At 69.6% G+C, this 25,139-nt stretch carries 21 protein-coding genes; 13 read left to right on the top strand and 8 right to left on the bottom strand.

Annotated features, from left to right (window positions below; translation table 11 throughout):
• Positions 1-8 precede the first annotated feature (8 nt).
• Genes G398_RS0102165 through G398_RS19145 form a run of 3 tightly spaced genes read right to left on the bottom strand, consistent with a single transcriptional unit; the run spans position 9 to position 3,149 of the window.
• Positions 9-725 carry a HisA/HisF-related TIM barrel protein gene (locus G398_RS0102165; protein WP_026852377.1) on the bottom strand — a complete coding sequence of 239 codons (717 nt, stop codon included), beginning with the start codon at positions 723-725 and terminating at the stop codon, positions 9-11.
• A 43-nt stretch (positions 726-768) separates the two neighbouring features.
• Positions 769-1,476, bottom strand: coding sequence for a ribonuclease III (gene rnc / locus G398_RS0102160; RefSeq protein WP_026852376.1), 708 nt, complete (start codon positions 1,474-1,476; stop codon positions 769-771).
• A 2-nt stretch (positions 1,477-1,478) separates the two neighbouring features.
• Entirely contained in the window at positions 1,479-3,149 is a 1,671-nt protein-coding gene (locus G398_RS19145; protein ID WP_052571173.1) for a serine/threonine-protein kinase, read from the bottom strand.
• A gap of 157 nt (positions 3,150-3,306) precedes the next feature.
• Between G398_RS19145 and G398_RS0102150 the strand changes: the two genes are divergently transcribed.
• The gene (locus G398_RS0102150) at positions 3,307-4,761 is read left to right on the top strand and encodes a tetratricopeptide repeat protein (RefSeq protein ID WP_026852375.1); all 1,455 of its coding nucleotides are present in this window, start codon (positions 3,307-3,309) and stop codon (positions 4,759-4,761) included.
• A gap of 11 nt (positions 4,762-4,772) precedes the next feature.
• On the opposite strand, the gene upp is transcribed toward G398_RS0102150, so the two are convergent.
• Positions 4,773-5,399 (bottom strand): uracil phosphoribosyltransferase, encoded by a 627-nt coding sequence (upp, locus tag G398_RS0102145; protein WP_026852374.1) that lies wholly within the window; start codon positions 5,397-5,399, stop codon positions 4,773-4,775.
• 489 nt (positions 5,400-5,888) lie between these two features.
• Between upp and G398_RS20100 the strand changes: the two genes are divergently transcribed.
• The 9 genes from G398_RS20100 (at position 5,889) to G398_RS0102100 (ending at position 14,596) form a co-directional block, all read left to right on the top strand.
• A complete protein-coding gene (locus G398_RS20100; protein WP_084511844.1) occupies positions 5,889-7,328 on the top strand; it encodes an indole-3-glycerol-phosphate synthase in 1,440 nt (479 codons plus the stop codon).
• Positions 7,329-7,410: 82 nt separating this feature from the next.
• The gene (gene eno / locus G398_RS0102135) at positions 7,411-8,691 is read left to right on the top strand and encodes a phosphopyruvate hydratase (protein ID WP_026852373.1); all 1,281 of its coding nucleotides are present in this window, start codon (positions 7,411-7,413) and stop codon (positions 8,689-8,691) included.
• Positions 8,692-8,710: 19 nt separating this feature from the next.
• Positions 8,711-9,013 carry an FtsB family cell division protein gene (locus tag G398_RS0102130; RefSeq protein ID WP_026852372.1) on the top strand — a complete coding sequence of 101 codons (303 nt, stop codon included), beginning with the start codon at positions 8,711-8,713 and terminating at the stop codon, positions 9,011-9,013.
• Positions 9,014-9,155: 142 nt separating this feature from the next.
• Positions 9,156-9,818, top strand: a complete 663-nt coding sequence (locus G398_RS20095; protein ID WP_169720601.1) for a diaminopimelate epimerase — start codon at positions 9,156-9,158, stop codon at positions 9,816-9,818.
• 114 nt (positions 9,819-9,932) lie between these two features.
• A complete protein-coding gene (locus tag G398_RS0102120) occupies positions 9,933-10,712 on the top strand; it encodes a ParA family protein (RefSeq protein WP_026852370.1) in 780 nt (259 codons plus the stop codon).
• A complete protein-coding gene (locus G398_RS0102115; protein WP_043483133.1) occupies positions 10,712-11,581 on the top strand; it encodes a ParB/RepB/Spo0J family partition protein in 870 nt (289 codons plus the stop codon). The genes G398_RS0102120 and G398_RS0102115 overlap by 1 nt, the downstream gene beginning before the upstream one ends.
• Before the next feature lie 8 nt (positions 11,582-11,589).
• On the top strand, positions 11,590-12,444 hold the full coding sequence (accD, locus tag G398_RS0102110; RefSeq protein WP_026852368.1) for an acetyl-CoA carboxylase, carboxyltransferase subunit beta: 855 nt from the start codon (positions 11,590-11,592) through the stop codon (positions 12,442-12,444).
• Positions 12,444-13,673: a bifunctional folylpolyglutamate synthase/dihydrofolate synthase gene (locus tag G398_RS15555; protein WP_052571172.1), complete on the top strand. Its 1,230-nt coding sequence runs from the start codon at positions 12,444-12,446 to the stop codon at positions 13,671-13,673. Before accD ends, G398_RS15555 begins: the two co-directional genes overlap by 1 nt.
• 20 nt (positions 13,674-13,693) lie before the next feature.
• Positions 13,694-14,596, top strand: coding sequence for a cation diffusion facilitator family transporter (locus G398_RS0102100; protein ID WP_026852366.1), 903 nt, complete (start codon positions 13,694-13,696; stop codon positions 14,594-14,596).
• A gap of 10 nt (positions 14,597-14,606) precedes the next feature.
• Here the strand turns inward: G398_RS0102100 and G398_RS0102095 are convergent, their stop codons facing one another.
• The 3 genes from G398_RS0102095 to G398_RS19140 are packed head-to-tail and all read right to left on the bottom strand — an operon-like array spanning position 14,607 to position 17,586.
• Positions 14,607-15,224, bottom strand: a complete 618-nt coding sequence (locus G398_RS0102095) for a flavin reductase family protein (protein ID WP_052571170.1) — start codon at positions 15,222-15,224, stop codon at positions 14,607-14,609.
• A 2-nt stretch (positions 15,225-15,226) separates the two neighbouring features.
• On the bottom strand, positions 15,227-15,661 hold the full coding sequence (locus G398_RS0102090; protein ID WP_026852364.1) for a secondary thiamine-phosphate synthase enzyme YjbQ: 435 nt from the start codon (positions 15,659-15,661) through the stop codon (positions 15,227-15,229).
• A gap of 59 nt (positions 15,662-15,720) precedes the next feature.
• Positions 15,721-17,586 carry a PKD domain-containing protein gene (locus G398_RS19140; RefSeq protein ID WP_157492246.1) on the bottom strand — a complete coding sequence of 622 codons (1,866 nt, stop codon included), beginning with the start codon at positions 17,584-17,586 and terminating at the stop codon, positions 15,721-15,723.
• A 145-nt stretch (positions 17,587-17,731) separates the two neighbouring features.
• Here G398_RS19140 and G398_RS0102080 point away from each other — a divergent pair, with 145 nt between their 5' ends.
• Positions 17,732-18,811, top strand: a complete 1,080-nt coding sequence (locus G398_RS0102080; protein WP_026852363.1) for a hypothetical protein — start codon at positions 17,732-17,734, stop codon at positions 18,809-18,811.
• A gap of 26 nt (positions 18,812-18,837) precedes the next feature.
• Here the strand turns inward: G398_RS0102080 and G398_RS0102075 are convergent, their stop codons facing one another.
• Positions 18,838-20,025: a S1C family serine protease gene (locus G398_RS0102075; protein ID WP_026852362.1), complete on the bottom strand. Its 1,188-nt coding sequence runs from the start codon at positions 20,023-20,025 to the stop codon at positions 18,838-18,840.
• A gap of 115 nt (positions 20,026-20,140) precedes the next feature.
• On the opposite strand from G398_RS0102075, the gene G398_RS0102070 reads away from it, so the two are divergent.
• Both G398_RS0102070 and G398_RS0102065 read left to right on the top strand, forming a co-directional pair.
• Positions 20,141-21,652, top strand: a complete 1,512-nt coding sequence (locus G398_RS0102070; protein ID WP_026852361.1) for a tetratricopeptide repeat protein — start codon at positions 20,141-20,143, stop codon at positions 21,650-21,652.
• Positions 21,653-21,725: 73 nt separating this feature from the next.
• Positions 21,726-25,139 (top strand): methylmalonyl-CoA mutase family protein, encoded by a 3,414-nt coding sequence (locus tag G398_RS0102065; RefSeq protein ID WP_052571166.1) that lies wholly within the window; start codon positions 21,726-21,728, stop codon positions 25,137-25,139.

Genomic DNA, 25,139 nt, shown 5'->3' with positions numbered 1-25,139 from the left:
CCCTCCGGTCAGGCGCAGGCGGCTTGGAGCAGGGCCAGGAGTCCGGGGTCTTCGCGGAAGAGGAGGGCGTCCACCAGGGCCCCCTTGAGGCCGAGGTGGGCGGGAACCGCATCCAGATGCCGGAGGGACGTGATGCTGCCCCCCATGACCAGGGGCAGGCCCGTGGCCGAGGCCAGGGCCTTGGCGGTCTCGAAGTCGGGATCGGCCCCGGGCACCTCGGGGATGTCCACGAAGAGGAGCCGCTTGAATCCGTAGGTCTTGGCGCGCAGGGCGAGGTCCAGAGCGCTCAGGTTGGCCGTGTCCACCCAGCCGGAGCGGTGGACTTGGCCGCCGCGGGCGTCGATGGCCGCGGTGAGGAAGGGCTGGAAGCGCGCCATGAGCTGCTCGGAGACCATGCTGGACTTGTGGAGGATCGTGCCCGCCACCAGCCAGGTCGCGCCGTGGTCGATGAAGAACTGGGCCTGGTCTGAGCTGCGGATGCCGCCGGCCACCTGGATGCAGACCTTGCGGTCCCGGGCGTGGCAGCGCTGGAGGATCTGCGCCAGAAGCTCGCGGTTGTTGCCCTTTCCCATGGCGGCATCCACATCCACGAGGGCCATGCGCGTGGCCCCCTCATCCAGGAGGCGCGCCGCCAGGTCCAGGGGTGTTTCCATGGAAGGGCCGCCCTGTCCCGTGGTGGGGATGACACGGCCATGCTGGAGGTTCAAGGTTGGGTAGATCTTCAAGCGGACACTCCGGTCGACCGGTAGATGGAGTGTAACGCAAGGGTCACGCCTGTGAGGATTCCGTGAGCAGGTCCAGGAGCCGGCGGGCGGCATCGCTTTCCGCCCGCTTGCGGGAGGAGCCGCGGGCCTCGACGTGGCGGTCCCCCACGGCCACGCGCACGGTGAACAGCGGGGCGTGGCCCGGGCCCGACTGGGACACCTGCTCATAGGAGGGGGCAGGCAATCCCAGCCGGGCGGCCTCCTCCTGCAGGGTGGTCTTGGGATCCAGCCTTGACCAGGCCTCCGGTTTGGCGGAGCGGATGGGCTCCAGGAACCGGGTTTCCACCAGGGCCATGGCCGCGGCGGACCCATCCTGGCCTCCGGCCTGGGCGTCCAGGTAAACCGCCGCCAGCAGGGCCTCCAGCGCATCGGCCAGGGGCTTGGGCCCCATGGGCGGGGCCTTGCGGGGGTGGGCGGCGCTGAGGGCCCGGTCGAGGCCCAGCTCCAGGGCCCACTGGTGCAGCGAATCCGTGCGCACCAGCACGCCGCGGAACTTGCTCATGGGGCCTTCCTGCCAGTCCGGCCGCTCGCGGTAGAGCAGCCGCGCCACGGAGAAGTTGAGGAGGGCATCCCCCAGGAACTCCAGCCGTTGGTTGTCCCGGCCCTTGCCGGCCGAGGTGTGCGTGAGGGCTTCCTGGAGGAGGGTCCGGTCCGAGAACCGGTAGCCCAGCCGGGCCTCCAGCTCGGCCAGCCCGTCGGTGCGCTTCGCCATGGTCAGTCCGCCAGATCGGGAGGGAGCTTCCGGTGGAACCGGGCTTGATTGAGGGCGGTCCGGAAGCGGATGTTGCGCGAGGCCATCTGCCCCAGGATGCCCTGGCGGCGGGCCTCGCGGAGCTCCTGGACGAACTCCGCGTGGCGGCCCTGGTCATGGAGCACGGTCGCCAGCCAGGCGTGGGCGTTCACGTTGGTGGGATCGGCCTGGATGGCCTGGCGGAAGCCCTGGATGGCCTTGTCGGGCTGGCTGTCCGCCAGCTGGATGGCCTCGCTGAGCGACACGTTGCCCAGGTTCATGCGCTCGTGGGCCTGCAGCTTGTCGAGCTTCTCCGCCCGGTAGAGCTCGGGCTGGTCGATGGCGCGGGGTTCCGCGGCACGCGGCTCGGCGGGCCCCGCCTTCCTGGGAGGCGGCTCCTCCGCCCGCGTCTCCGCGGCGGGGGCCGGGCGCGTGGATTCGGATCCGGCCTTCGCTTCCGAGAGGGTCCCACCGCCGGGGGCCGGGGCGGGCGCGTCGGTGGGGCGGGGCGCCTCGACCTTCGCCTCCGGGCTTCCCGCCGGGGATGGAACCACCTCCACCGCGGGCGGCGCGCCCCGATGGAAGACCCACCAGCCCGCGCCGCCGGCCCCCGCGAGGACCAAGGCCGCGAGACCGATCCAGAGGCCGCCCCGCCCGCGGGAGGCCCGGGCCGGGGCAGGAGCCGGAGGCATGGGTGCGGCCGGAGGGGCCGCCACGGCCGGCACCTGCTGGGTGGGTGCCGAGGCGGCGGGCCGCGCCGGTGCCGTGGGTGCCGCGGGCGCCGTGGGCGCAGCGGCCTGGAGCAGCGAGGTCGCCTCCTCCAGCTGGCCCGTCCAGGAGGGATCCTTCGCCGCGCGCAGGGCCTTGGCCAGGTCCTCGGCGGTCTGGAAGCGCTCGTCCGGGTTCTTGGCGAGGGCGCGGTCCATGACGGACCGGATGGCGGGGCTGATGCCCTGCAGCTTCTCCGTCTCGATGGGATCCGGGGCCTCGTTCACGATCTTATAGAGGACCGTGGGCGTGGTGTCGCCGGCGAACGGCTTCCGGCCGCTGAGGCACTCGTAGAGCATCACGCCCACCGCGAAGAGGTCGCTGCGCGGATCGGGCTTCCCCGTGCGGATGTACTCGGGGGCCATGTAGCTCACGGTGCCCATGACCATGCCCGTGGCGGTCATGTCGGAGTTGCTGATCTTGGCCACGCCGAAGTCCATGACCTTGGCGTGGAGGCGGCGCCCGTCGCGCTGCACGCGCACATTCGTGGGCTTGATGTCGCGGTGGACGATGTGCTGGCGGTGGGCGAAGCCCAGGCCGTCGCAGACCTGGGCCAGCACTTCCAGCGCCTCGGCGCGGGTCAGGGACTGGTCCTGCAGCAGCTCGTCCAGGTCGTGGCCCTTCACGTATTCCATGGCGATGTAGAGGACGCCCTGATCCTCGCCGAACTCGTAGATGGTGACGAGGTTCGGATGGTTCAGCACGCCGGCGGCCCGGGCCTCGCGGGCGAAGCGCTCCTTGGCGTCTCCACCGGCAGCGGCCGTGGGGAGGATGGTCTTGATGGCCACCTCGCGGCCGATGGCGGGATCCAGGCCGAGGTAGACCTCGCCCATGGCGCCGTTGCCGAGGATCCGCCTGATCTCGAATTTTCCGAGCTTCTCGAACATGGGAGTGTCCCCCGGTCGGCATGAGGTTTGGAGGGATAGCATAGGCCCTGTCCATGGCAGGGCCAAGGGGCTTGGGATATTGCGGCATTCGCGGCCCCGTTTGGGCTGGCGTCCCGGCAAGGAACATGCAAACTAGAAACCACATCCGGAGCCACCGGTGCCCGAAGTCCGTCTTCGCCACTTCCTGCCAGCCCTCATGGGATCGCTCCACCAGCAGCGGGCCGAAGGCGAACTCGTGCTGGAGCAGAACGATGGCACGCGCCGGCTCTACTGGCGGGGCGGCGACCTGGTCTACCTCCGGAGCGATGCCGTCGGGGAGCAGTTTGGGAACTTCCTCATCCGCCGCGGCGTGCTGGACATGGCCGCCCTCAAGGAGTTGCTGGCAGACGGCGAGGGCTCCCGCATGGGGGACCGCGTGGTGCAGGTGGGCCTCATGACCGTGGCGGAGCGGGACAAGCGCCTCCACGAGCTGCTGGGGTCGGTGCTGCTCCACGCCATGGAGCACCCCATCCTCAAGATGTCCTGGATGCCGGGGATGCTGGAGGACAACCTCAGCGGAGATCTCCAGTTCTGGCTGGATCACCGGCGCCTCGTGTGGGACACCTTCCAGAGCGCCAAGATCGACCACGACCTGGTGGACATGTTCCGCGGCGAGCCGGACTGGCGGTGGGAGGCGGAAGCCAACCTGCTGGAGTCCCTCAGCGACCTCCCCCTCACTCCGACGCTGGCCTATGCCCTGTCGCTGCTGGGTTCCGAACCCCTCGGCTACGAGACCATCGGCTCGCTGTCCGGCATGTCCTCCGAGGAGTCCGCCCGGCTGGTGGCCACCCTCTGGGCCCTGGGCGGACTGAGCCTGGTGCGGGGCGACCTTCCGCTGCTGCCCAGGGATCCCACGCCATCCGCGCCGCTCCCCGAAGGGCCGGAGCCCGTGGAGCCCGTCTTCGAATCCATCCCCCTGGCCATGACCGGACCCGAGGCGGAACCGGAGCCGATCCTGCTGATTGAAGGGGAGGACATGCCGCCGCCCCCGGCGCGCACGCCGATGCACACCCCGGCCCACACGCCCCGCTCCCTGCCTCCTCCGCCGCCGGAGACCATGGAGCGCGCCCTGTCCGAGCCGACGCCCTCCTCCCTGCCCCTGCTCCATTCCCAGTCGGACGAGGAGTCCCTGTCGGCGGCGGGCCGGGCCCATCACCTGCTGGTGAAGGCGAAGTCCTACGTGATGCAGGACCGCACGAGCGAGGCCATCCGCGCACTCGAGCAGTCCATCAAGCTGGACGGCGATTCCCCGGCCGCCTACGAGGCCTGGCTGCTGCTGGGCCGGCTCCGGCTGGGGAATCCCGCCTGGTCCACGCGCGCCGTCGAGGCGCTCCAGGTGGCCTCGCGCATCCGGCCCCGCGCGGCGGAGCCCTGGGCCCTGATGGGCGAGCTGTACCACCGCAAGGGATTCCGCGCCAACGCCCAGGGCTGCTTCCGCCGCGCGCTGGAGCTGGATCCTTCCGTGGCCGTGCCCTCCGATCTGGATGGAGAGGGCGGAGCCCCGGACGCGTCCCGCGCCGAGGGCAGCATCATGGGCCGCCTCCGGGCCATGCTCGGGCGTGAGAAGGGCTGAAGCGCCGCGTCCTAGGCGGTTCCGAAGAGCCGGTCCCCCGCGTCGCCGAGGCCCGGGAGGATGTAGCCCTTCTCGTTGAGCTGGCGATCCACGGCGCCCACGACGATGGTGAGGTCCGGGTGGTCGGACTGGAGGCGCTCCAATCCCTCGGGCGCCGCGAGCAGCGCGACGAGGGTGAGGTTCACCGCGCCGGCGCTCTTGAGCTGGCGCACGGCTTCGGAGGCGCTGCCCCCGGTGGCGAGCATGGGATCCAGCACGAACACGGGGCGGGCTTCGAGCAAGGGCGGGAAGTTCCTGTAGTAGGGGACGGGGACGAGCGAATCGTGATCGCGGTAGAGCCCGAGGTGGCCCACCTTGGCCGTCGGCAGCAGCTTGAGGAACGAAGGAAGGAGGCCGAGGCCCGCGCGCAGGACCGGCACCAGCACGGGGTCCAGCGACTTCAGCCGGAGCGTGCCCGTGCGCTCGAGCGGCGTCTCCACCACCACCGATTCCACGGGCAGGCTGCGCGTCGATTCGGTCGCGAGGACCAGCCCCACCTCCTCGATGAGCGAGCGGAAGAGGCTGCCGGGGGTCTTCCGGTCGCGGATGAGGGAGAGCTTGTGGTGCACCAGCGGGTGGTCGAGCACGTGGATCGTCATGGGGGCCTCTCGGCGCTTCCGGCGGGACCCCGAAGGCCGCGTGCGCTGGGCCCGGGGCGGAAGGCTCGAAGGGAAGCGTAGCAGGCGGAGGTCGCGACGCGGGGCACGAACAGCCCGGCGTGGCGGGTCGCCGGGGACGTGGTTCCGGTGTCGCAGCGGGCGCGGGGATCCTTGCGGACGGGGAGGAGGTGGTGTTTGCGGATGGCGCGTGGGCGCGGGTTTGCAGCGGAACGGATCGTCGCGCGATGGACGGACGGTGGCGCCCATCGCGGTCGCGCTGAAGCGGGATGAAGGTGGAAAGCCGTGCCCGCGGGGGTGGAGACGAATGGATGGGAGGGGGGGAGGTAGCGTCAAAAAAAATGAAGATTTTTTTGATTTCTCTGTTGACCTCATTCGGATCACTGGTTTGATGTTGAATCAGAGGAAAAACGACCGATCATCTTCCCCATAGGGCCAGCAGCGAGGTATCTGAGATTTGGAGCGTGGGAAATGCTAAAGAAAGTCGCCATCTTCAAGGCCCTCGACGTGGAAATCAAAAAGCAGCGGGGCCCCGTGGCGGTCAAAGATGCCTACAAGGGTCACCACTCCCTGAAGGAAGAGCTCAGCCAGCCTGGAATCACTATTTTGGGTGAAGTGGCCGGGGGTGACCCCGGCCGGGGTCAGGTCCGGGATTCTTACAAGGCCTCCACTCACGCCAAGAGTCTGGCCGAAAATGGCGCCAGGGCCCTCTCCATCGCCACGGACAAGTTCCTCTACCACGGCGAGGACAAGCACCTCTCCGAGGTCCGCAGCCAGGTGAAGCTGCCCCTCATCCGCCGCGACTTCATCTTCGAGGAGTACCAGGTCGAGGAGAGCAAGATCCTCGGCGCCGACGCCATCTTCCTCATGCCCGCCCTCCTGGGCCAGGACCGTCTGGAGACGCTGCTCAAGTTCGCCATGAGCAAGGGGCTCGACGTGGTGGTGGAGGTGACCTCCGAGGCCGACCTCCAGCGGGCTGTGGACGCGGGCGCCGACATCATCTGCGCCGTGGGCCGCAACCTCGACACCTGGGAACCCTCCTGGGACCAGGCCGTGGTCCTGGTCAAGAAGATCCCCAAGAGCTGCCTCAAGATGGTCGAAGGCGGCATCCACCGGCTGGAGCAGATCAAGCAGATGGAGGCCCTGGGCGTCCACGGCCTGCTGATCGGCGACGCCCTTCTCGACGACTACTATCCCGGCAAGCGTCTGGCGCAGATCCTGGCAGGCGTGGAGCCCCCGAAAAAAGCCGCGAAGCCCAAGGGCAAGACCGGCTCTGCCGCCGATGCGGCGCACCCCCCCACGGCTGCTGCCGCAGCCAAGGAACGCATATCCACCCAGCGGGAAGCCGCTAGCCAGCCCGGCACGAAAGGTGCTACTGGCAAGCCATCTTCCCGCACGACCCCTTCCAACCTCGCCCAAAAGGGCGTAAAGGAGCCACCCATGGCCGAACTGACCAACATGGTCGCCACCCCCGCCGCCCCCGCGGCCGCGAAGCCCGCTGCCAAGAAGCCGGCCGCGAAGAAGGCCGCGCCGAAGAAGAAGGCCGCCGCCAAGAAGCCGGCTGCGAAGAAGGCCGCGCCGAAGAAGGCCGCCGCCAAGAAGCCGGCCGCGAAGAAGGCTGCCCCCAAGAAGGCCGCCGCCAAGAAGGCCGCGCCGAAGAAGGCCGCCGCCAAGAAGGCCGCCCCCAAGAAGGCCGCCGCGAAGAAGGTCGTCAAGAAGGCCGTGAAGAAGGCCGCGCCGAAGAAGGCCGCCGCCAAGAAGGCCGCGCCGAAGAAGGCCGCCGCCAAGAAGCCGGCCGCCAAGAAGGCCGTCGCGAAGAAGGCCGCCCCCAAGAAGGCCGCCGCCAAGAAGCCGGCCGCCAAGAAGACCGTCGCGAAGAAGGCTGCCCCCAAGAAGGCCGCGAAGAAGTAGACGGATTCCAGCGGATCCGTCCGCACAACCTGGCTAATATCAGAGAGGCGCGACCGCGCGCCTCTCTGAGCCGGGTGCCGACATGATCACCATCGAACGGGTTGCCGCCCTCGAAGTCCTCGACAGCCGGGGGAACCCCACGGTCCTCGCCCGGGTGGAGCTTTCCGACGGGACGGTGGGCCAGGCCCTCGTTCCTTCGGGCGCGTCCACGGGAAGCCGCGAGGCCCTCGAGCGCCGCGACGGCGACAAGAAGCGCTACCTCGGCAAGGGCGTGCTCGGGGCGGTGGACGCCATCAACGTGGAACTGGCCCAGGCCCTCCAGGGCATGGATCCCTTCCAGCAGGCCGAACTCGACGAGCTGATGTGCGACCTGGACGGGACCGAAAACAAGGCCCGCCTGGGCGCGAATGCCATCCTGGGCGTCTCCATGGCCCTGGCGGATGCCGCGGCCAAGGCGTCCCGGCTGCCGCTGTACCGGTACCTGGGCGGGGCCTCGGCCCGGCTGCTCCCCGTGCCCATGATGAACATCCTCAACGGTGGGGCCCACGCGGACAACAACGTGGACATCCAGGAGTTCATGGTGCTGCCCGTGGGGGCACCCAGCTTCCGGGAGGCTCTCCGCTGGGGCGCCGAGGTCTACCACAGCCTGAAGGGGGTCCTGAAGGCCCGCAAGCTGGCCACGGGCGTGGGGGACGAGGGGGGCTTCGCGCCGAACCTCGGCTCCAACGAGGAGGCCCTGGACCTCATCGGCGAGGCGGTGAAGAAGGCCGGCTACAAGCTCGGGAAGGACGTCTTCCTGGGCCTGGACTGCGCCGCCAGCGAATTCCTCGACGGCAAGGCCTATGCCCTGGACGGGACGAAGAAGACACCCGCTCAGCTGGTGCAGTACTACGAGGGCCTGGTCTCCCGCCATCCCGTGATCTCCATCGAGGACGGCTTCGCTGAGGGCGACTGGAAGGGCTGGAAGGCCCAGACGGACGCCATGGGCGCCAAGACCCAGCTGGTGGGGGATGACATCTTCGTCACCAACCCCGCCATCCTGGCCAAGGCCATCCAGGAGGGCGTGGCCAACGCCATCCTCATCAAGCTGAACCAGATCGGCACCGTCACCGAGACCCTCCGGGCCGTGGACATGGCGCACAAGGCCGGCTACCGGGCCATCATCAGCCACCGCAGCGGCGAGACCGAGGACAGCTTCATCGCGGACCTGGCCGTGGCCACGGGCGCGGGGCAGATCAAGACCGGCGCCCCCTGCCGCACGGACCGCGTGGCCAAGTACAACCGCCTGCTCCAGATCGAATGGGAGCTGGGGGCCGCCGCCCGCTACGCCGGGCGGGAAGCCTTCGGAGCCCGTCTCGACTGATCCTCAACTGGGAGGGCCCATGAACGCCAACTGGCTCCTGAAGTCCTCCACCGTGTGGGGCGTGCTCGGAGCCTCCGGCTTCCTGTCCCTCGTGGCCCTGCTCTTCTCCCAGGGGGGGCTGCCCGAGCTCCGCAAGCGCGAGAACGAGCTGGCCGCCACCCGGGCGCGGCTCGTGGAGCTGAACAAGCGCAACCGGGAGCTGCTGGAGGAGGTCCAGCGCCTCGCCGCCAAGGACCCCGAGCTCATGGAGGCGCTGGCGCGCCGCCAGGGCTATGCGCGTCCCGGGGAGACCGTCTACACCTTCGGGAACCGCGAGAAGTAGCTTGGACCTCTTCCTCGCCTCCGCGTCCGGCAATGTGTTCGGCTACCTCTGGGCGGACGAGGCTAAAGATTCCAACGGCTCGAATTGGGCGAAGATCCTCTGCCCTCGGAGCCGGGGGTTCGGTTTAGATGGCCTTTTTTTGATGCAAAGGCCCGGAACGGGTCCCTGGATCCTGGACCACTGGGATGCAGACGGGTCCAAGTCCTTTTGTTCCAACGGTAGCAGGGCCGCCCTCGCCATTCCCGGAGCCCCGGAGGGGACCCTGGTGGAGGCCCTCTCCAATGGCGAGCGCATCCTCCTCCGCCGCGACCATCGAGGCGTGGGGATCCGCCTGCCCGAGGGGGAGACCTTCGGACTGCGGCCCGTTCCCATGTCCACGGACCTGCCCGCGGCCTTCGGGTGGATCGGGAATCCGCAGCTGGTGCTGCGCGTGCCCTCGGTGGCGGCCGTGGACCTTCCGGCCTTCGCACCGCCGCTCAGGCATCACCCTGCGATCCCCGGCGGCACGAACGTGAACGTGGTCGAAGTGGTCGCGCCCGGCGAGGCGGGCATCCGCTCCTGGGAGCGCGGCGTCGAAGGGGAGACCCTCTGCTGCGGAACGGGCTGCGCCGTGGCCGCCGCCTGGCTGGCCCGGACGGAGGGGCCTTCCGAGTGGCGCCTGCACACGGCGGGAGGCGAGGACGTTTCCGTCACCCTCGTTCCGGAAGCCGGCGGCGGGTGGCACGACTTGTGGCTTTCCGGCCCGGTGCGCCGGCTGGGCGTCGCACAGCCTGATCCCTCACTCAGGCCCTCGCCCAGGCCCTGACCACGCGGCCTCTTCGCCGTGGAACCCGACCTGCTAGACTGGCGTGTTCCACACCCGAGGGGATGCCGAGATGCGTGGTTTGACCAGCGCCTGCGCGATGATGAGGGCCGCCTGATGCGCGCCCGGGTGGTGGCTCTGGCGAACCAGAAGGGCGGGGTGGGCAAGACCACCACGGCCATCAACCTCGCCGCGTCCCTCGCGATGATGGAGAAGATGGTGCTGCTGGTGGACTTCGATCCCCAGGGCCACAGCACCACGGGCCTGGGCTTTCCCAAGCCGGACCACCGGGCCGGCGCCTACGCGCTGATGAAGGGCGCCCCGGCCGAGGCCCTGGTGCTGAGCACCGAGGTCCCCATGATGCAGGTGATCCCCGCGGGCAAGGACCTCGCCCAGTTGGAGTTCGAGCTCTTCGAGCTGCCCCAGCTCCAGGTGCTGAAGCAGGGGCTGGCCCCGCTCATGGATCGCTTCGACTACATCCTCATCGATCCGCCGCCCAGCCTCGGCATGATCACCCTGAACGCCCTCAGCGCCGCGGACGAGGTCATCGTCCCCATGCCCTGCGAGTTCTTCGCCCTCGATGGCCTGGCGGAGCTCACCGAGACCCTGCGTCGCATCCAGGCCGGCCCCAATCCGAACCTGCAGCTGGGCGGCATCCTCCTGACCATGGCGGAGGAGCGCACCAACCTCGGCGCCGCCGTGGCCAATGAGGTGCGCCACGCCTTCCCCGGCAAGGTCTTCCAGACCATGATCCCCCGCAACATCCGGCTCGCCGAGGCGCCCAGCCACGGCAAGCCCGTGGCCTTCTATGACCTGCGCTCCAAGGGCGCCCAGGCCTACCTCAGCCTCGCGAAGGAATGGCTGGGACTGGAGCTGCCCGCGAGGAGGGAAGCCTGATGACCCAGTTGAAGCGTCCGGCCCTCGGCCGGGGACTCACTTCGCTCATGAGCCAGATGGCGCCCGAGGACGCCAACCAGCGGGAGCTGCCCCTGGGCAGCCTGGTGCCCAACCGGGCCCAGCCCCGCACGCACTTCGACGAGGCCGCCCTGGCGGAGCTGGCGGAGAGCCTCAAGCAGCACGGCATGGTCCAGCCCATCGTCGTGCGCAAGGTGGGCCAGCAGTTCGAGATCATCGCCGGCGAGCGCCGCTGGCGGGCCGCCCGCCTGGCCGGGATCGCCATGGTTCCCGTGGTCATCAAGGAAGTGCCCGATGACCGTCTGCTGGAGTTCGCCCTGGTGGAGAACATCCAGCGCCAGGAGCTGAACCCCATCGAGGAGGCCACGGCCTACTGGCAGCTGGGCGAGCACCTGCGCCTCACCCAGGAGCAGGTGGCGGACCGCGTGGGCAAGTCCCGGCCCCAGGTGGCCAACACCCTGCGGCTGCTGCGTCTTCCCGCCGAGATCAAGGCGGATGTCGCCCACGGGCGTCTGAGCACCGGCCACGCCAAGGTGCTGCTGGGCGTGCCCGATCCCCGCCTGCAGGAGCAGCTGGCCCACGAGGTGGTGGCGCAGCAGCTCAGCGTGCGGGCCCTGGAGGCCCGCATCCAGCAGCTCCAGAAGCAGGCCAAGGCCAAGGGCGGGAAGAAGCGGCATCCCCAGGAGCTGTTCATCAAGGCCGCGGCAGAGGAGCTGACCCAGTCCTGGGGCACCCGCATCGAGATCAAGGCCAAGGGCAAGGCGGGCGCCCTGGTCATGCACTACGGCAGCGAAGCGGAGCTGGACCGGCTCTTCGAGGCCCTCAAGCACGGTCCGGCCAAGGGCCGGTAGGAGTCGTCATGTCCTGGTTCGTGAAGAAGCGTCAACAGAAGACCGCTGTCGAAGAAAAGACCGTCCGGGTGCCCGAGGGCCTCTGGATCAAGTGCGAGGCCTGCAAGGAGCTGATCTACCGCAAGGAGCTGGTCAACACCCACAACGTCTGCCCCAAGTGCGGATACCACTTCCGCATCGGCGTGGGCGAGCGGCTGGAGAACCTGCTGGACGAGGGCTGGACCACGCTCTTCAGCGACCTGCGGAGTGGCGATCCGCTCGGCTTCGTCTCGACCAAGAGCTACAAGGACCAGCTGAAGAAGCTGGAGCAGGCCGGCGAGACCGAGGATGCCGTCGTGGTGGTGGAGGGCACGCTCTCCGGCCAGCCGGTGGTGGCGGCCATCATGAACTTCGACTTCCTGGCCGCGAGCATGGGCAGCGTGGTGGGCGAGAAGCTGCGCCTGGGCGCCGAGCGGGCCCTGGAGAAGCAGTGTGCCTACCTCATCGTCAGCTGCAGCGGCGGCGCCCGCATGCAGGAGGGCACCTTGTCGCTGATGCAGATGGCCAAGGTCAGCGCCGCCCTGGCCAAGCTGGACAAGGCGGGTCTGCCCTACCTCAGCATCCTCACGGACCCCACCACCGGCGGCGTGAGCGCCAGCTACGCCATGCTGGGCGACCTCAACATCGCCGAGCCCAAGGCCCTCATCGGCTTCGCGGGCCCGCGCGTCATCGAGCAGACCATCAAGCAGAGCCTGCCCGAGGGCTTCCAGCGCTCGGAGTTCCTCCAGACCCACGGCATGGTGGACAAGGTCGTCACCCGCGACCACCTCAAGGACTTCATCGCCGCCTGCCTGGCCTGGATGACGCCCTCGCCCCGGGACTGATGAGCGGGGGGCTCGAGCTCGTCCACATCCCGCGCCTCCAGGGGCGCGGCCACATGGGGATCAAGTGCGGCCTGGAGAACATCCGGGCCCTGCTGGACGGCCTGGGCCGCCCGGACATGAACTTCCCCGTCCTCCTCGTCGCGGGCACCAACGGCAAGGGCAGCACGGGGGCCTTCCTCGCCCACATGCTGAAGGCCGCGGGCTTCGTGGTGGGCTGGACCACCTCGCCCCACCTGGTGGACGTCACCGAGCGCGTCTGGGTGGACGGCGAGCCCATCGGTGAAGGCGCCCTCGAATTGCTGCTGGGAGAGGCCTTCGACTCCGAGGCCCGCACCGGGGTGACCGCCACCTACTTCGAGCTGATGATCACGGCGGCCCTCTCGGCCTTCCGCATGACCGGCGTGGAAGTCGCGATCCTCGAGGTGGGCATGGGCGGCCGCTGGGACGCCACCAACGCCACGGATCCCATCCTCACGGTACTCACCAACGTGAGCCTCGACCACCAGCAGTACCTGGGCGACACCCGGGAGGCCATCGCCCGGGAGAAGCTCTGCACGGCGCGGGATGGGCGACCCCTGGTGCTGGGCCCCACCCTCGACCCGGAGTGGATCCGCCCCCTGCTGCCCTGCGCGCCGGTCCTGTGCCCGGCCCAGCGCCTGGGGCCCGCGGACATCCGGTGGGACCATTCCAGGGTGACCGGCCAGCGGGTGGGTCTCGCGGGGCTGCACCAGCTGGACAACCTCGCCACCGCCTTCGAGGCGGTCCGCCAGCTGCGCGAACTCGGTTTTCCCGTGCCCGAGGAGCGGCTCTGGGAGGGCGTGGCGGCCACCCGCTGGCCCGGCCGGCTCTGGGCTCCGCCGGGGCTCCAGGCCGTGTGGATGGACGGTGCCCACAACCCCGATGGCGCGCGGGTCCTGGCGGACCATGCCCTGGCCTGCGGTGTCCGCCCTCACCTCTTCTTCGGCGCCATGGGCGACAAGGACCTGGCTGGCGTGGCCCGGGAGATGAAGCGCATGCGCCCGCTGTCCGTCACCTACATCCAGGGGGACGCTCCGCGCTACGCGAAGGCCGGGGCCCTGCGGGAGGCCTGGGGCCTTGAGGCGCCGATGCTCGACCTCCGGGAGGCGGCGGCGCTCCTGCGGACGCCCGCGGAGGCCCCCCGCCTGGTGACGGGTTCCCTCTACCTGCTGGGCGACCTGCTGCGGGAGCTGGGCATCTACGCCTTCTGATCCGGCCCTATGCTGGATCCATGTCCACCGGTTCCGCCCGCGCCATCGCCCTGGCCCTCGCCGCCAACGGGGGCATCGCCGTCTCCAAGTTCGGCGTGTTCCTCTTGACCGGCAGTTCCAGCCTCCTCACCGAAGCCATCCATTCGACCGCGGACTGCGCGAACCAGGTGCTGCTCTTCCTGGGCATGCGCCAGGCCGGGAAGCCCGCCGGGCCGAAGCATCCCCTGGGCCATGGCCAGGCCGCCTTCGTGGCGAGCTTCCTCGTGGCCCTCCTGCTCTTCACCATCGGCGGGCTCTATTCGCTGGTGGAGGGGATCCACAAGATCCGCCATCCCGAGGCGCCGCACCACCTGGGCTGGGCCGTGGCCCTGCTGGTCTTCGCCATCGGCCTGGAGGGGGCTTCGCTGCGGGGGGCCCTGAAGGCGGCGGAGGCCGAGCGCCGGGGCCGCTCCCTCCTGCGCTACCTGCGCCAGTCCAGCAGCACGGAGCTGGTGGTCGTGCTGGCGGAGGACATCGCGGCCCTGGTGGGCCTGGTGGTCGCGCTGGCGGCGGTGCTGCTCACGATGGCCACCGGGAACCCCGTGTGGGATGGGGCCGGCAGCGTGGCCATCGGGCTCCTGCTCATCGCCGTGGCCCTCTTCGTGGGCGTCGAGGTGGCGAGCCTCCTCATGAACGAGGCGCCGCCCCTGGCCCTGAGGGCCCAGCTCCGCGCGGCGGCGGAGGAGGATCCGGCCGTGGACCGGGTGCTGCACCTGGTGGCCGTGATCGTGGGCAGCGACCGCCTCATGGTGGCGCTGCAGGTGCAGTTCCGGGACCAGCCCAGCGGCGCCGCCCTGGTGGCGGCCATCGATGCCCTCGAAGTGGACTTGAAGCGGCGCTTCCCCCAGATCCAGCACCTCTTCGTGGAGCCGGACGAGGCCTGATCAGGCCGAATCAGGGCAGCTCGGAGGGGCCGAGACGGAAGGTCTCCCCCAGGGCGCCATAGTTGGGCCCTACCACCGAGGCGAGGCGGACGACGGGGGTCCAGAGGCTGGCGTCGGCGCAGTCGAACTCGGCGCTCCAGATACGCTCCGCGGCGTGGGCCACCACCACGTCCAGCAAGATCAGTGTGCTGGCGGGGCCCAGATCCAGCTCGCGGTTCAGGCGGCACTCCAGGGCCACCGGCGCATCGGCGAGGCGGGGCGGGGCCACCTGGAGGGAGGGCAGCGTGGCCAGACCCAGGCGCGCCACCTCGCTGACCTCCGGGTCGGCCTCGGCGCCGCTGGCGTGGAGGGGTTCCAGCAGGGGCAGGTCCGCCAAGTGGACCACGGCCTGGCCGTTCGCCTTCAGGTTGCGGTGGGTGTCCTTGAGGGATCCGTCCCGGCGGCGGCCCGCCGTGAAGGCCACCATGGGCGGCCCGAAGATGCCCATGAAGCTGCTGAAGGGGGCGAGGTTCACCCGGCCCACGTCATCCACCGTCGTGACCCAGGCGATGGGCCGGGGGATCACGAGGCTGGAGAGGATGCGGTAGACATCGCGCTTGGGCAGGGCTGAGAGGTCGCGGCTGATCATGGTCACTCCCCGATGATCTTGATGAGGATGCGCTTGTCGCGCCTGCCGTCGAACTCGCCGTAGAAGATCTGCTCCCAGGTCCCGAAATCCAGCTGCCCGCCGGTGATGGCCACCACCACCTCGCGGCCCATGACCTGGCGCTTGTGGTGGGCGTCACCGTTGTCCTCGCCCGTACGGTTGTGGAGGTAGCCGCCCGTGGCGGGGTCGCTGCCGGCGTTGAAGGGCGCCAGCTTCTCCAGCCAGCGCAGGTAGTCCTGCTTGAGGCCGGACTCCTCGTCGTTGATGAAGACGCTGGAGGTGATGTGCATGGAGTTGACCAGGCAGAGCCCCTCCCGCACGCCACTCTCGCGCACGGCGGTGGCCACCTCGGCGGTGATGTTCACGAAGCCGGTGCGCCCGGGCAGATGGAGCGTGAGGACCTTCCGGTGGCTCTTCATGGGGGGAGCATAACGAAAAACCCCGGGCCGGAGCCCGGGGTTCTCGGAGCGCGGGACGGTCAGTAGCCGGCGATCTGGAAGTCGTCGAAGTTCACCCGGTTGGAGGTGCCGTCCGTCTTGCGGATCTGGAACCGGATGGCCCCGGTGACGTTCACGGTGAAGGAGGCCGTGGCCAGGGTGGTGGAGGAGGTGGTCACCGTGCTCCCCGCCTGGGTCCAGGTGGAGCCACTGTTGGTGGAATACCAGAGGCCCCAGGTGGAGTTGCCGTCGCTGCCGTACTTGGCGTGCTTGACGGAGACGGTCTTGGCGCCCGTGGCGAAGTTGAAGCCCATGGTGATCCTGCCGCTGTTGCGGGTGCGGACGCTCTGGGTGCCCACTTTGCGGTCCGCCGTGGTGTTGCCGAGCAGGGCGTCGTCCAGGGTCCAGGAGCCGGTGGAGAGGGTGACCGTCCCCACGGCGTAGGCGGTCTTGGTGCCGGTGTCGAAGGTCTCCTTGAGGCTGCTGCCGGCACTGGCGGCGAAGGCCGCGGCGATGGTGTGGGCGGCGCTCACGTTGCTGAAGGTGTAGGAGGCCAGGGCGCCCTGGTTCACGCCGTCCACGGTGACGCTGCTGATGACGTAGCCGGCGGCCGGGGCGATGGTGAAGGTCTGGCTGCCGCCGCTGGCCACGGTGACGGCGCCCGAGGGGGTGATGGTGCCGCCGGTGCCGGCGCTGGCGGTGATGGTGTAGGAGGCCGGGGTCACCGTGATGGTGCGGGTGGCGGAGGCCGACTTGCCCTGATTGCTGGTGGCCGTGAAGGTGGCGGTGTAGGTGCCCGCAGCGGTGTAGGTGTGGCTGATGGGGCCCAGCACGGAGGCCGTGGCGCCGTCCCCGAAGGACCAGCTGTAGGTCAGGGCGCTGCCATCGGAGATGGTGGCGCTGCCCTGGAAATTCACCGATCCGCCCGCGAGGATCGACAGGTTGGAAGACGGGGAGGTGATGCCCACCACGGGCGTGGGGGCCACGGGGCCGGCGTCACCGGCCAGGTAGGCGGTGGCGTTCAGGAAGAAGGCCTTGTTGCTGTTGATGGTGTAGCTGTTGTGCAGGGACTTGCCGGAGGTGGTGGTGGTGCCGTCGTCCGAGGGGGCGCTGTCGCTGATGGCCACCACCCGGCCCGAGCCCACCGTGCAGGTCACGATGAAGGAGCCCGTGTCGCCGCTGATCTGGGTGTGGAGGATCTCCTGCACATTGGGGTTCTGGGCGGTGCTGTAGTTCAGGTACGAGTAGGAGTGGAAGTCCATCAGGCCCAGGCTGCCGTAGGCGCCGTGGACGATGGCCTGGGCCGCGGGGGAGGTGCTGGTGCTGAAGGCGGTGCTGGTGGTGTTGGCCAGGGTGTCGCCGGGCCCGTGCCCGGGGACGAAGGTGAAGCCGTAGGGGTTGCCGCCGTTCACGGCCACCAGGTCGTTGAAGACGGTGTAGGCGTCCGTGCCGCCGGTGCCGCTGTAACGCGCCGCGCCAGGATGGTTGCAGACGATGAAGAGGCCGCCGCCGTTCTGGACGAAGCTGAGGATGGCCTGCTTCTCCGCAGCCGTGAACAGCAGGTAGGGCTCGGGGATGACGTAGACGGCGTAGTTGGAGAGATCCTGGGCATTGGTGGCGTCGCCGTAGGTGACCCGGCCTGTGGGGGGCAGGGTCTGGACTTTGTAGCCGGCCTTGTAGAGGTCGAAGCCCCAGGCGCTGATGCCGCCGTTCCAGTCGGTCTCGTAGACGGGAGCCGCAGGGCTGGGGTCAGGCTCGCTGGCGGAGCAGATCACCCACTCGGCGGAGGTGCCTGCCTCCTCGTGGCGGGTGTGGTCGAAGAGGATCTTCTTCGGGGTCTGGGCCCCCAGGGTCAAAGTCAGGCCCAGCGACAGGGCCAGGCTCAAAAGGACGCGAAGGGCTCGCATGATCACCTCGTGGGAAAAAGGGTTCTCCCCATTCCACCCAGACCGGCTGTGACCACGAGGTGAATTCATGGAACTTAACAACAATTAACATCCCGGTGCTCCGCCGGCCTCGCGGCACACTGGAGGGACCCTTCCCGGATCCGACATGCTGCTTCCCGCCGTCCTCCTCCTCCTGATGCAGGTCCCCCCAGCGCCAGCCAAGGTGGATCAGACGCCGGCCAAGGTGGATCCAGCCCCGGCCAAGCCGGACCCGATCCCGCCCGCCCGCATCGAGCTCACGACGCCCTTCCCGGTCCGCCTGGGCAGCGTGGGCCCGCGCGAGATCCGCGAGGCGGTCTACGGCATCAAGAGCCTCCACGACCGGCCCTTCCACCTGCGCGTGCTCGACCTGTCCCTGGGGCTGAGCCTGGACGAGGCGCAGCTGGCCTCGCCCCTCCAGCCGGGCGAGGTCCGCATGGTGACGGTGAAGGTCGATCCGGCGGGCCTGGTGGGCCCCGTCAAGGGGGCCGTGCGCCTGGGCACGGACGATCCCGGGCAGCCCAACTACATCCTCCGCTACGACATGATGGTGCGTCCCGAGGTGACGGTGGATGCCGAGCGCCGGAGTTTCGGTGAGGTGGCCCCCCACGAGAGCCCGGAGTTGGGCTTCCACTTCCGGCGCGAGGGGGGCGACCCGTTGAAGCTGGTTCTGGCCTCGGAGATCCCGGCCTACCTGGATGCGGAGCTGGCCTCCAGTGACGAGGGCTCGGACCTGCGCCTGACCCTGCGGCCCCGGCGCCTGAAGCCGGGCGTCACCGCCGGGCTGGAGGTGCTCAAGGTGGCCACCAACGCGCCGAAGCAGCCCCTGTTCACCCTCTACGTCGACTGGCGCCTCGCCCTGCCCGTGGTGCCGGAGCCCGCCCGGGTGGTGTTCACGGAGCCGAAGACCACGCTCCTGGCCCTGGAGCTCCGGTCGCGGGACGGGAAGCCCTTCCGCATCCTCCGGACCGAGATCCAGGGGCGGGGCTTCCAGGTGCTGGACGCGCCCGGGCCGGAGGCGGCCCGCCAGGTCCTGCGCATCCGGCGCACGGGCACCAGCCCCGAGGCCCTCCTGAGGATCACCTGCTCGAACCTGGAGGGATCCCTGGACGTGCCCCTCCGCTACCTGGATCCCAAGGCCCGCCCCGCCCGGCCCGTGGTTCCGGCCCCGGCGCCAGCGCCGGAGGAGCACCGCCACCACCATTGAGGGCCGGGTTGAGGGTCGGACCCGGGTCAGATGCTGGTGGATTCCTTCTTCTTCGGTGTCCGGAGGTCCAACCTCACCTTGATGACCCGCCCATCGCGGAGGACGTCGAAGACCACCACGTCGGCCGGGGACTCGAGCTCCAGCATGGCCATGAACTGGCCTTCGTTCTCGATCTGCCGCCCCTGGTAGCCCAGCAGGACATCGCCCATGGTCTTGAGGCGGCCCGAGGTATCCACCTCGAGGGCGCGGAGCCCGGCGCGGCCGGCCGGCGAATCCAGATCCACCTGGCTTACCACCAGGCCGCGGGTGATGCCGAACAGCTGCTGGGCCTGGTAGCTGCCCATGGTCTCGAAGCCCATGCGGGGGGGCTCCAGGCGGCCCCTGGCGATGAGGAGGGGCACCACCCGGTTCAGGGTGTCCACGGGGATGGCGAAGCCGATGCCCACGGAGGCGCCCGTGGCGGCGGCGATGGCCGTGTTCATGCCGATGAGCCGGCCGCCGCTGTCCAGCAGGGGGCCGCCGGAGTTGCCGGGATTCACGGCGGCGTCGGTCTGGATGGCGTTCAGGATCCGCGTGCTGTAGCCCGTGCCGATCTCCCGGCCCAGGGCGGAGATGACGCCCTTCGTGAGCGTGTGGTCCAGGCCGAAGGGGTTGCCGATGGCCATCACGCCCTGGCCCACCTGGAGGTCGGAGCTGCGGCCGATGGGAATGGGCCGCATGGCGCTGAGGGGCGCGAAGACCTGGAGTACGGAGATGTCATAGGCGAAGCTGGTGCCGATCACCCGGCCCTTGTAGGTCTTGCCGTCCGCCAGCGTGACCTCCACCTCATCCACGTCGCCGATCCGCTTGCCCTTGTCCTCCACCGTGATGACGTGGTGATTGGTGACCACGTGGCCCCACTCGTCCCAGACGAAGCCCGTGCCCGTCCCCGTGGGGATCTTGGTGATGTCGCGGGTGCGGAGGTCCTGGATGGGGGCGATGGCGGAGACGTAGACCACGCTGGGTTTGGCCTCCTTGAAGCGCCGGATGGCATTCCGCTCCTCGGCGCTGAGGGGCGGGCGGGAGGCCACGGCGCGGGGGGCCGCGTGGGCCCGGAACCGCCGGATGGCGGCCTCCTCGCTGGGGGCTTGGGCAGGTGCCTGGGCGGGCGCCTGGGCCGGGAGGGGCAGGGCCAGCAGGATGGCGAGGCCCGGGAGGAAGCGTCGAGGGGTCATGGCGGCTCCAGGACGATTATGCGGCTTCGCCCAAGGGCCGGGCCACTGGCGGGAGCAGAGAGGAGGTCTTCGTGCTTTGGGACACCGGGGGAAAACCGTAATCTGGGGTCGCCCCATGCGCGAATCCTCCTTCCGCCGTCCGGCCGTGATGCTGGGCCTGCTGTTCTTCCTGGTCCTGGGAGCCGGGGGCGGCGTCGCCTGGCTGCTGGCGGCCCGGGGCCTGCGCGGCCCGCTGCGCATCCTGCTGGTCACCCAGCCGCCGCCGGGCACCACGAACCTCGATCCCGCCACCTGCCGGGCCATCGGCGCGCTGGTGCAGGACCACCTGGAATCCTTCGGCCAGGCCGCCGTCACCAGCGTCACGGAGCTGCCCGGGAACCTGGACGTCCTCCGCGACCAGCGGCGGTCCCTGGTGGTGCAGCTGGAGCCATCGCGGCAGGAGGGGGCCCTGGTGCTTTCCTACCGCTATGCCTCGGGTGACAGCCTGGACAAGGGGGCGCCGCCTCCCTGGATCCAGCGCCAGGGGAGCCCCCTCGTCCCTGCGGCGGCCTTCGAGGCCTTCCTCGCGGGGTTCCCCAAGGCCCTCCGCGCCCCTGCCGCTTCACCCCTGGTCCCCCGGCAGCCCGACAGCTTCTGGGACATGATCGGGGCCAGCGCCCGGCGGCTGCGGAACGAGCAGCTGGACGAAGCCTTCGCCCTGGCGGAGCGGGCCGCGGCCAAGGAGCCCTCCTGCGCCACCCTCTGGGTCCTCCTCGGGAACCTGCGCTACCGGCGCATGCTGAACAATCCGGCCGCCTTCCGGCAGGAGCAGTCCGAGACGGAGATCGTGCTCCTGCGGGGGCTCAGCCTGGAGCCCTACCACCCCCGGGGCGTCTTCCTCTTGTCCCTGCTCAAGGCGGATGGCGGCAACCAGGCCGAGGCCCTGACCCTCCTGCTGGAGGCCCGCCGCCGCCAGCCCCACAACCCCACCCTCCTCACGGGCATCGCCTATGCCGCCCGGGGGGCGGGCCTGCTGCCCCTGGCCCGGCAGGCCATGGACCTGCGGGACCGGCTGGCCTTCGCCAGCCTCCAACCCCAGGCCGTGGACATCACCTACCTCTACACCGGAGAGATCCAGCGCTTCGAGGCGGGGCTCCGGGATCAGCCGGGCCATCTGCGCAGCACGTCGGGCGTGCTGCCCTTCTACCGCGGCTACCTGGCGCTGGTGCGGGGGGATCAGGCCACGGCCCAGCGGGAGTTCAAGGCCGCCGCCACCCTGGCGAACGGCTACCCGAACATCCTCCGCCTGAGCCAGATCTACGACCTGATCCTGGAGGGCCGCAAGGACGAGGCCTGGACGAAGCTGCGGGAATACGACCAGGAGCGCATCGGCATGCGGGAGCCCGACGGCGAGTTCACCCTGCGCCTGGCGGAGGCCTACGCCCTGATCGGCGACCGCGCCAGCGCCATGGACATGGCTGGACGCGCCTTCGCCCGGGGCTTCGGCTGCACCGAGTGGTACGAGCGCAGTCCCATGCTGGAGCCGCTCCGGGGCCTGCCCAAGTGGAAGGCCCTCATGCAGCACCTGCGCGAGCGCCAGAGCCTGATGGAGGAGCGCTTCCCGGTCGGCCTCCTGGAGGACAACTGACCCCGGGGTGATCTGCACCTTCGGAAGCGGGACCGGCCCCGGTAGACTGGAGGTTCGCCCGAACGGGGGTTCCATGTCCACACTCACCGCGCCAGCCACCGCCCACGGAGCCGACGGCTACCTGCCGAAGCACAAGATCCGCTTCGTCACCGCCGCCAGCCTCTTCGACGGCCACGATGCCGCCATCAACATCATGCGGCGCATCATCCAGGCCACGGGCTGCGAGGTGATCCACCTGGGCCACAACCGCTCCGTGCAGGACATCGTGGAGACCGCCATCCAGGAGGACGCCCAGGGCATCGCCCTCTCCAGCTACCAGGGCGGCCACGTGGAGTTCTTCAAGTACATGGTGGACCTGCTGAAGGAGCGGGGCGCCGGCCACATCCAGGTCTTCGGCGGCGGCGGCGGCGTCATCGTCCCCGAGGAGATCCGGGAGCTGGAGGCCTACGGCGTGGCCCGCATCTACAGCCCCGAGGACGGCCGCCACATGGGCCTCCAGGGCATGATCGACGACATGGTCGAGCGCTGCGACTTCGATCCGCAGACCCGGCCCGCGGCGCTGCCCTTGGCCCGGAAGATCACCGAAGTCGAGGCAGGCGCCGCGGGTAGGTTCGAAACGCCCGCGAAGAAGGTGCCCGTCCTCGGCATCACCGGCACGGGCGGCGCCGGCAAGTCCTCGCTCATCGACGAACTCCTCCGCCGCTTCCTGGTTGATTTTCCTGAGAACCGCGTCGCGGTTCTCAGCGTGGACCCCACCAAGCGCAAGACCGGCGGCGCCCTGCTGGGTGACCGCATCCGCATGAACTCGCTCTACCATCCGGAGCTGCGGGACCGGGTCTTCATGCGCAGCCTGGCCACCCGGGGCGCCGCCCACCGGGCCACCAGCGAGGCCCTGGTGGCCAGCATCGCCGCCGCCAAGGCTGAGGGCTACGACCTGGTGATCGTCGAGACCGCGGGCATCGGCCAGAGCGACAGCGAGATCGCGGACCTGGTGGATCTCTCGATGTACGTGATGACGCCGGAGTACGGCGCGGCCAGCCAGCTCGAGAAGATCGACATGCTGGACTTCGCCGACCTCGTCGTGCTGAACAAGGCCGACAAGCGCGGCGCCGAGGACGCCCTGCGGGACGTGCGCAAGCAGTACCAGCGGGCCCACAAGCGCTTCAGCGAACCCTCCGACGACATGCCGGTCTATGCCACCTGCGCCAGCCAGTTCAACGACCCCGCCACCAACTGGCTCTTCGTGAACCTGGTGAAGGCCCTGGCCGCCAAGACGGGCGTGGACTGGGCACCCAAGCTCGAGGCCGAGCCCGGGAGCCCCCGCCGCGCCGCCATCATCCCGCCGGAGCGGGTGCGCTACCTGGCGGAGATCGCCGATGCCGTGCAGGGCTACAAGGCCTGGACCCGCCGCCAGGCGGAGACCGCCGAGCTGGCCCACGCCCTCTGGATCAGCCTGAGCGCCCTGGGCGACAAGGTGCCCCCGGCCGGGGGGTTCTATGATGCGGCCCGCCTCACCGAAGCCGGGGAAGGCGACCAGGGCACGGCCATCCTGGTGCTGCGCCAGCGCTACCAGGAGCACCTGGGCGAGCTGCACGCCGAGAGCCGCCGCCTCATCCACGAATGGGCCGAGCTGAAGCGCAGCTACACCGAGCCCGAGAACGTCTACGTGGTGCGTGGCAAGGAGATCCGCACCGCCAACTACACCGTATCGCTCAGCGGCTCCATGGTGCCCAAGGTCGCGCTCCCGCCCTTCTCGGGCTGGGGCGAGCTGCTGCGCTGGCAGCTGCTGGAGAACCTGCCGGGCCGCTTCCCCTACACGGCGGGCGTCTTCGAGTACAAGCGCGTGGGCGAGGATCCCACCCGCATGTTCGCCGGGGAGGGCACGCCCGAGCGCACCAACAAGCGCTTCCACTACGTGAGCAAGGGCCAGCCCGCCGTGCGCCTCAGCACCGCCTTCGACAGTGTCACCCTCTACGGTGAGGACCCCCACGTCCGGCCCGACATCTACGGCAAGATCGGCAACAGCGGCGTGTCCGTCTGCACCGTGGACGACGCCAAGAAGCTCTACTCGGGCTTCGACCTGCTCTGCCCCACCACCAGCGTGAGCATGACCATCAACGGCCCCGCGCCCACCATGCTGGCCTTCTTCCTCAACGCCGCCATCGATCAGCGGGCCGAGGCCTGGCTGAAGGAGCATGGGAAGCTCGATGAGGCCCAGAAGAAGATCGACGCGCTCTACGCCGCCAAGGGTCTGGCCCGCCCCCGCTACGAGGGCGCCCTGCCCGAGGGCAACGACGGCCTGGGCCTGGCGCTGCTGGGCGTGACGGCCGACGAGGTGCTGCCCGCGGATGTCTATGCCAAGCTCCGCACGGAAGCCCTCCAGACCGTGCGCGGCACCGTGCAGGCCGACATCCTCAAGGAGGACCAGGCCCAGAACACCTGCATCTTCAGCACGGAGTTCAGCCTCAAGGTCATGGGCGACATCCAGCAGACCTTCATCGAGGAGAAGATCCGCAACTTCTACTCGGTGAGCATCAGCGGCTACCACATCGCCGAGGCCGGCGCGAACCCCATCAGCCAGCTGGCCTTCACCCTGGCCAACGGCTTCACCTTCGTCGAGTACTACCTCTCCCGGGGCATGCACATCGACGATTTCGCGCCGAACCTCAGCTTCTTCTTCAGCAACGGCCTCGATCCCGAGTACAGCGTCATCGGCCGCGTGGCCCGGCGCATCTGGTCCGTGGCCATGAAGGAGAAGTACGGCGCCAACGACCGCTCCCAGAAGCTCAAGTACCACATCCAGACCTCGGGCCGCTCGCTCCATGCCCAGGAAATTGATTTCAATGACATCCGCACGACGCTGCAAGCGTTGTACGCGATCTACGACAACTGCAACAGCCTGCACACCAACGCCTACGACGAGGCCATCACCACGCCCACCGAGGAGAGCGTGCGCCGGGCCATCGCCATCCAGCTCATCATCAACCGCGAGCTGGGCGAGGCGAAGAACGAGAACCCGCTCCAGGGCTCCTTCCTCATCGAGCAGATGACGGAGCTGGTGGAGGAGGCCGTGCTCATGGAGTTCCGACGCATCGCGGACCGGGGCGGCGTGCTGGGCGCCATGGAGACCATGTACCAGCGGGGCAAGATCCAGGAAGAGTCCATGCACTACGAGCACCTCAAGCACAGCGGGGAGCTGCCCATCGTGGGCGTGAACACCTTCCTGAACCCCGCACCCAAGGAACTGGGCGCCCCGGAGCTGATCCGCAGCACGGAGGCGGAGAAGCAGCAGCAGATCCACAACCTGGCGGCCTTCCACACCCGCAACGCCGATCGCGCCCCCGCCGCGCTGGTCCGCCTCAAGGAGGTCGCCCAGGCCCGCGGCAACCTCTTCCTGGCCCTGCTCGACGCCGCCAAGGTCTGCAGCCTCGGCCAGATCAGCAGCGCCCTTTATGAAGTCGGCGGGCAGTACCGCAGAAACATGTAG

This window comes from Geothrix fermentans DSM 14018, from assembly GCF_000428885.1.
In the GTDB taxonomy this organism is placed as follows: Bacteria; Acidobacteriota; Holophagae; order Holophagales; family Holophagaceae; genus Geothrix; species Geothrix fermentans.
Note: the sequence above shows the minus strand (reverse complement) of the source record. Positions and strands in the feature narration are given on the sequence as shown.

What these genes read in the sequence shown, in the direction of transcription:
- rnc (WP_026852376.1), bottom strand. Translation starts at nt 1,476, where the DNA reads ATGGCGAAGCGCACCGACGGGCTGGCCGAGCTGGAGGCCCGGCTGGGC.
- G398_RS0102075 (WP_026852362.1), bottom strand. Translation starts at nt 20,025, where the DNA reads ATGACCCCTCGACGCTTCCTCCCGGGCCTCGCCATCCTGCTGGCCCTG.
- G398_RS0102130 (WP_026852372.1), top strand. Translation starts at nt 8,711, where the DNA reads ATGAACGCCAACTGGCTCCTGAAGTCCTCCACCGTGTGGGGCGTGCTC.
- G398_RS0102100 (WP_026852366.1), top strand. Translation starts at nt 13,694, where the DNA reads ATGTCCACCGGTTCCGCCCGCGCCATCGCCCTGGCCCTCGCCGCCAAC.
- G398_RS0102095 (WP_052571170.1), bottom strand. Translation starts at nt 15,224, where the DNA reads ATGATCAGCCGCGACCTCTCAGCCCTGCCCAAGCGCGATGTCTACCGC.
- G398_RS0102080 (WP_026852363.1), top strand. Translation starts at nt 17,732, where the DNA reads ATGCTGCTTCCCGCCGTCCTCCTCCTCCTGATGCAGGTCCCCCCAGCG.
- G398_RS20095 (WP_169720601.1), top strand. Translation starts at nt 9,156, where the DNA reads ATGCAAAGGCCCGGAACGGGTCCCTGGATCCTGGACCACTGGGATGCA.
- accD (WP_026852368.1), top strand. Translation starts at nt 11,590, where the DNA reads ATGTCCTGGTTCGTGAAGAAGCGTCAACAGAAGACCGCTGTCGAAGAA.
- G398_RS15555 (WP_052571172.1), top strand. Translation starts at nt 12,444, where the DNA reads ATGAGCGGGGGGCTCGAGCTCGTCCACATCCCGCGCCTCCAGGGGCGC.
- G398_RS0102090 (WP_026852364.1), bottom strand. Translation starts at nt 15,661, where the DNA reads ATGAAGAGCCACCGGAAGGTCCTCACGCTCCATCTGCCCGGGCGCACC.
- G398_RS0102115 (WP_043483133.1), top strand. Translation starts at nt 10,712, where the DNA reads ATGACCCAGTTGAAGCGTCCGGCCCTCGGCCGGGGACTCACTTCGCTC.
- G398_RS0102120 (WP_026852370.1), top strand. Translation starts at nt 9,933, where the DNA reads ATGCGCGCCCGGGTGGTGGCTCTGGCGAACCAGAAGGGCGGGGTGGGC.
- G398_RS20100 (WP_084511844.1), top strand. Translation starts at nt 5,889, where the DNA reads ATGCTAAAGAAAGTCGCCATCTTCAAGGCCCTCGACGTGGAAATCAAA.
- G398_RS0102070 (WP_026852361.1), top strand. Translation starts at nt 20,141, where the DNA reads ATGCGCGAATCCTCCTTCCGCCGTCCGGCCGTGATGCTGGGCCTGCTG.
- G398_RS19145 (WP_052571173.1), bottom strand. Translation starts at nt 3,149, where the DNA reads ATGTTCGAGAAGCTCGGAAAATTCGAGATCAGGCGGATCCTCGGCAAC.
- G398_RS0102065 (WP_052571166.1), top strand. Translation starts at nt 21,726, where the DNA reads ATGTCCACACTCACCGCGCCAGCCACCGCCCACGGAGCCGACGGCTAC.
- upp (WP_026852374.1), bottom strand. Translation starts at nt 5,399, where the DNA reads ATGACGATCCACGTGCTCGACCACCCGCTGGTGCACCACAAGCTCTCC.
- G398_RS19140 (WP_157492246.1), bottom strand. Translation starts at nt 17,586, where the DNA reads ATGCGAGCCCTTCGCGTCCTTTTGAGCCTGGCCCTGTCGCTGGGCCTG.
- eno (WP_026852373.1), top strand. Translation starts at nt 7,411, where the DNA reads ATGATCACCATCGAACGGGTTGCCGCCCTCGAAGTCCTCGACAGCCGG.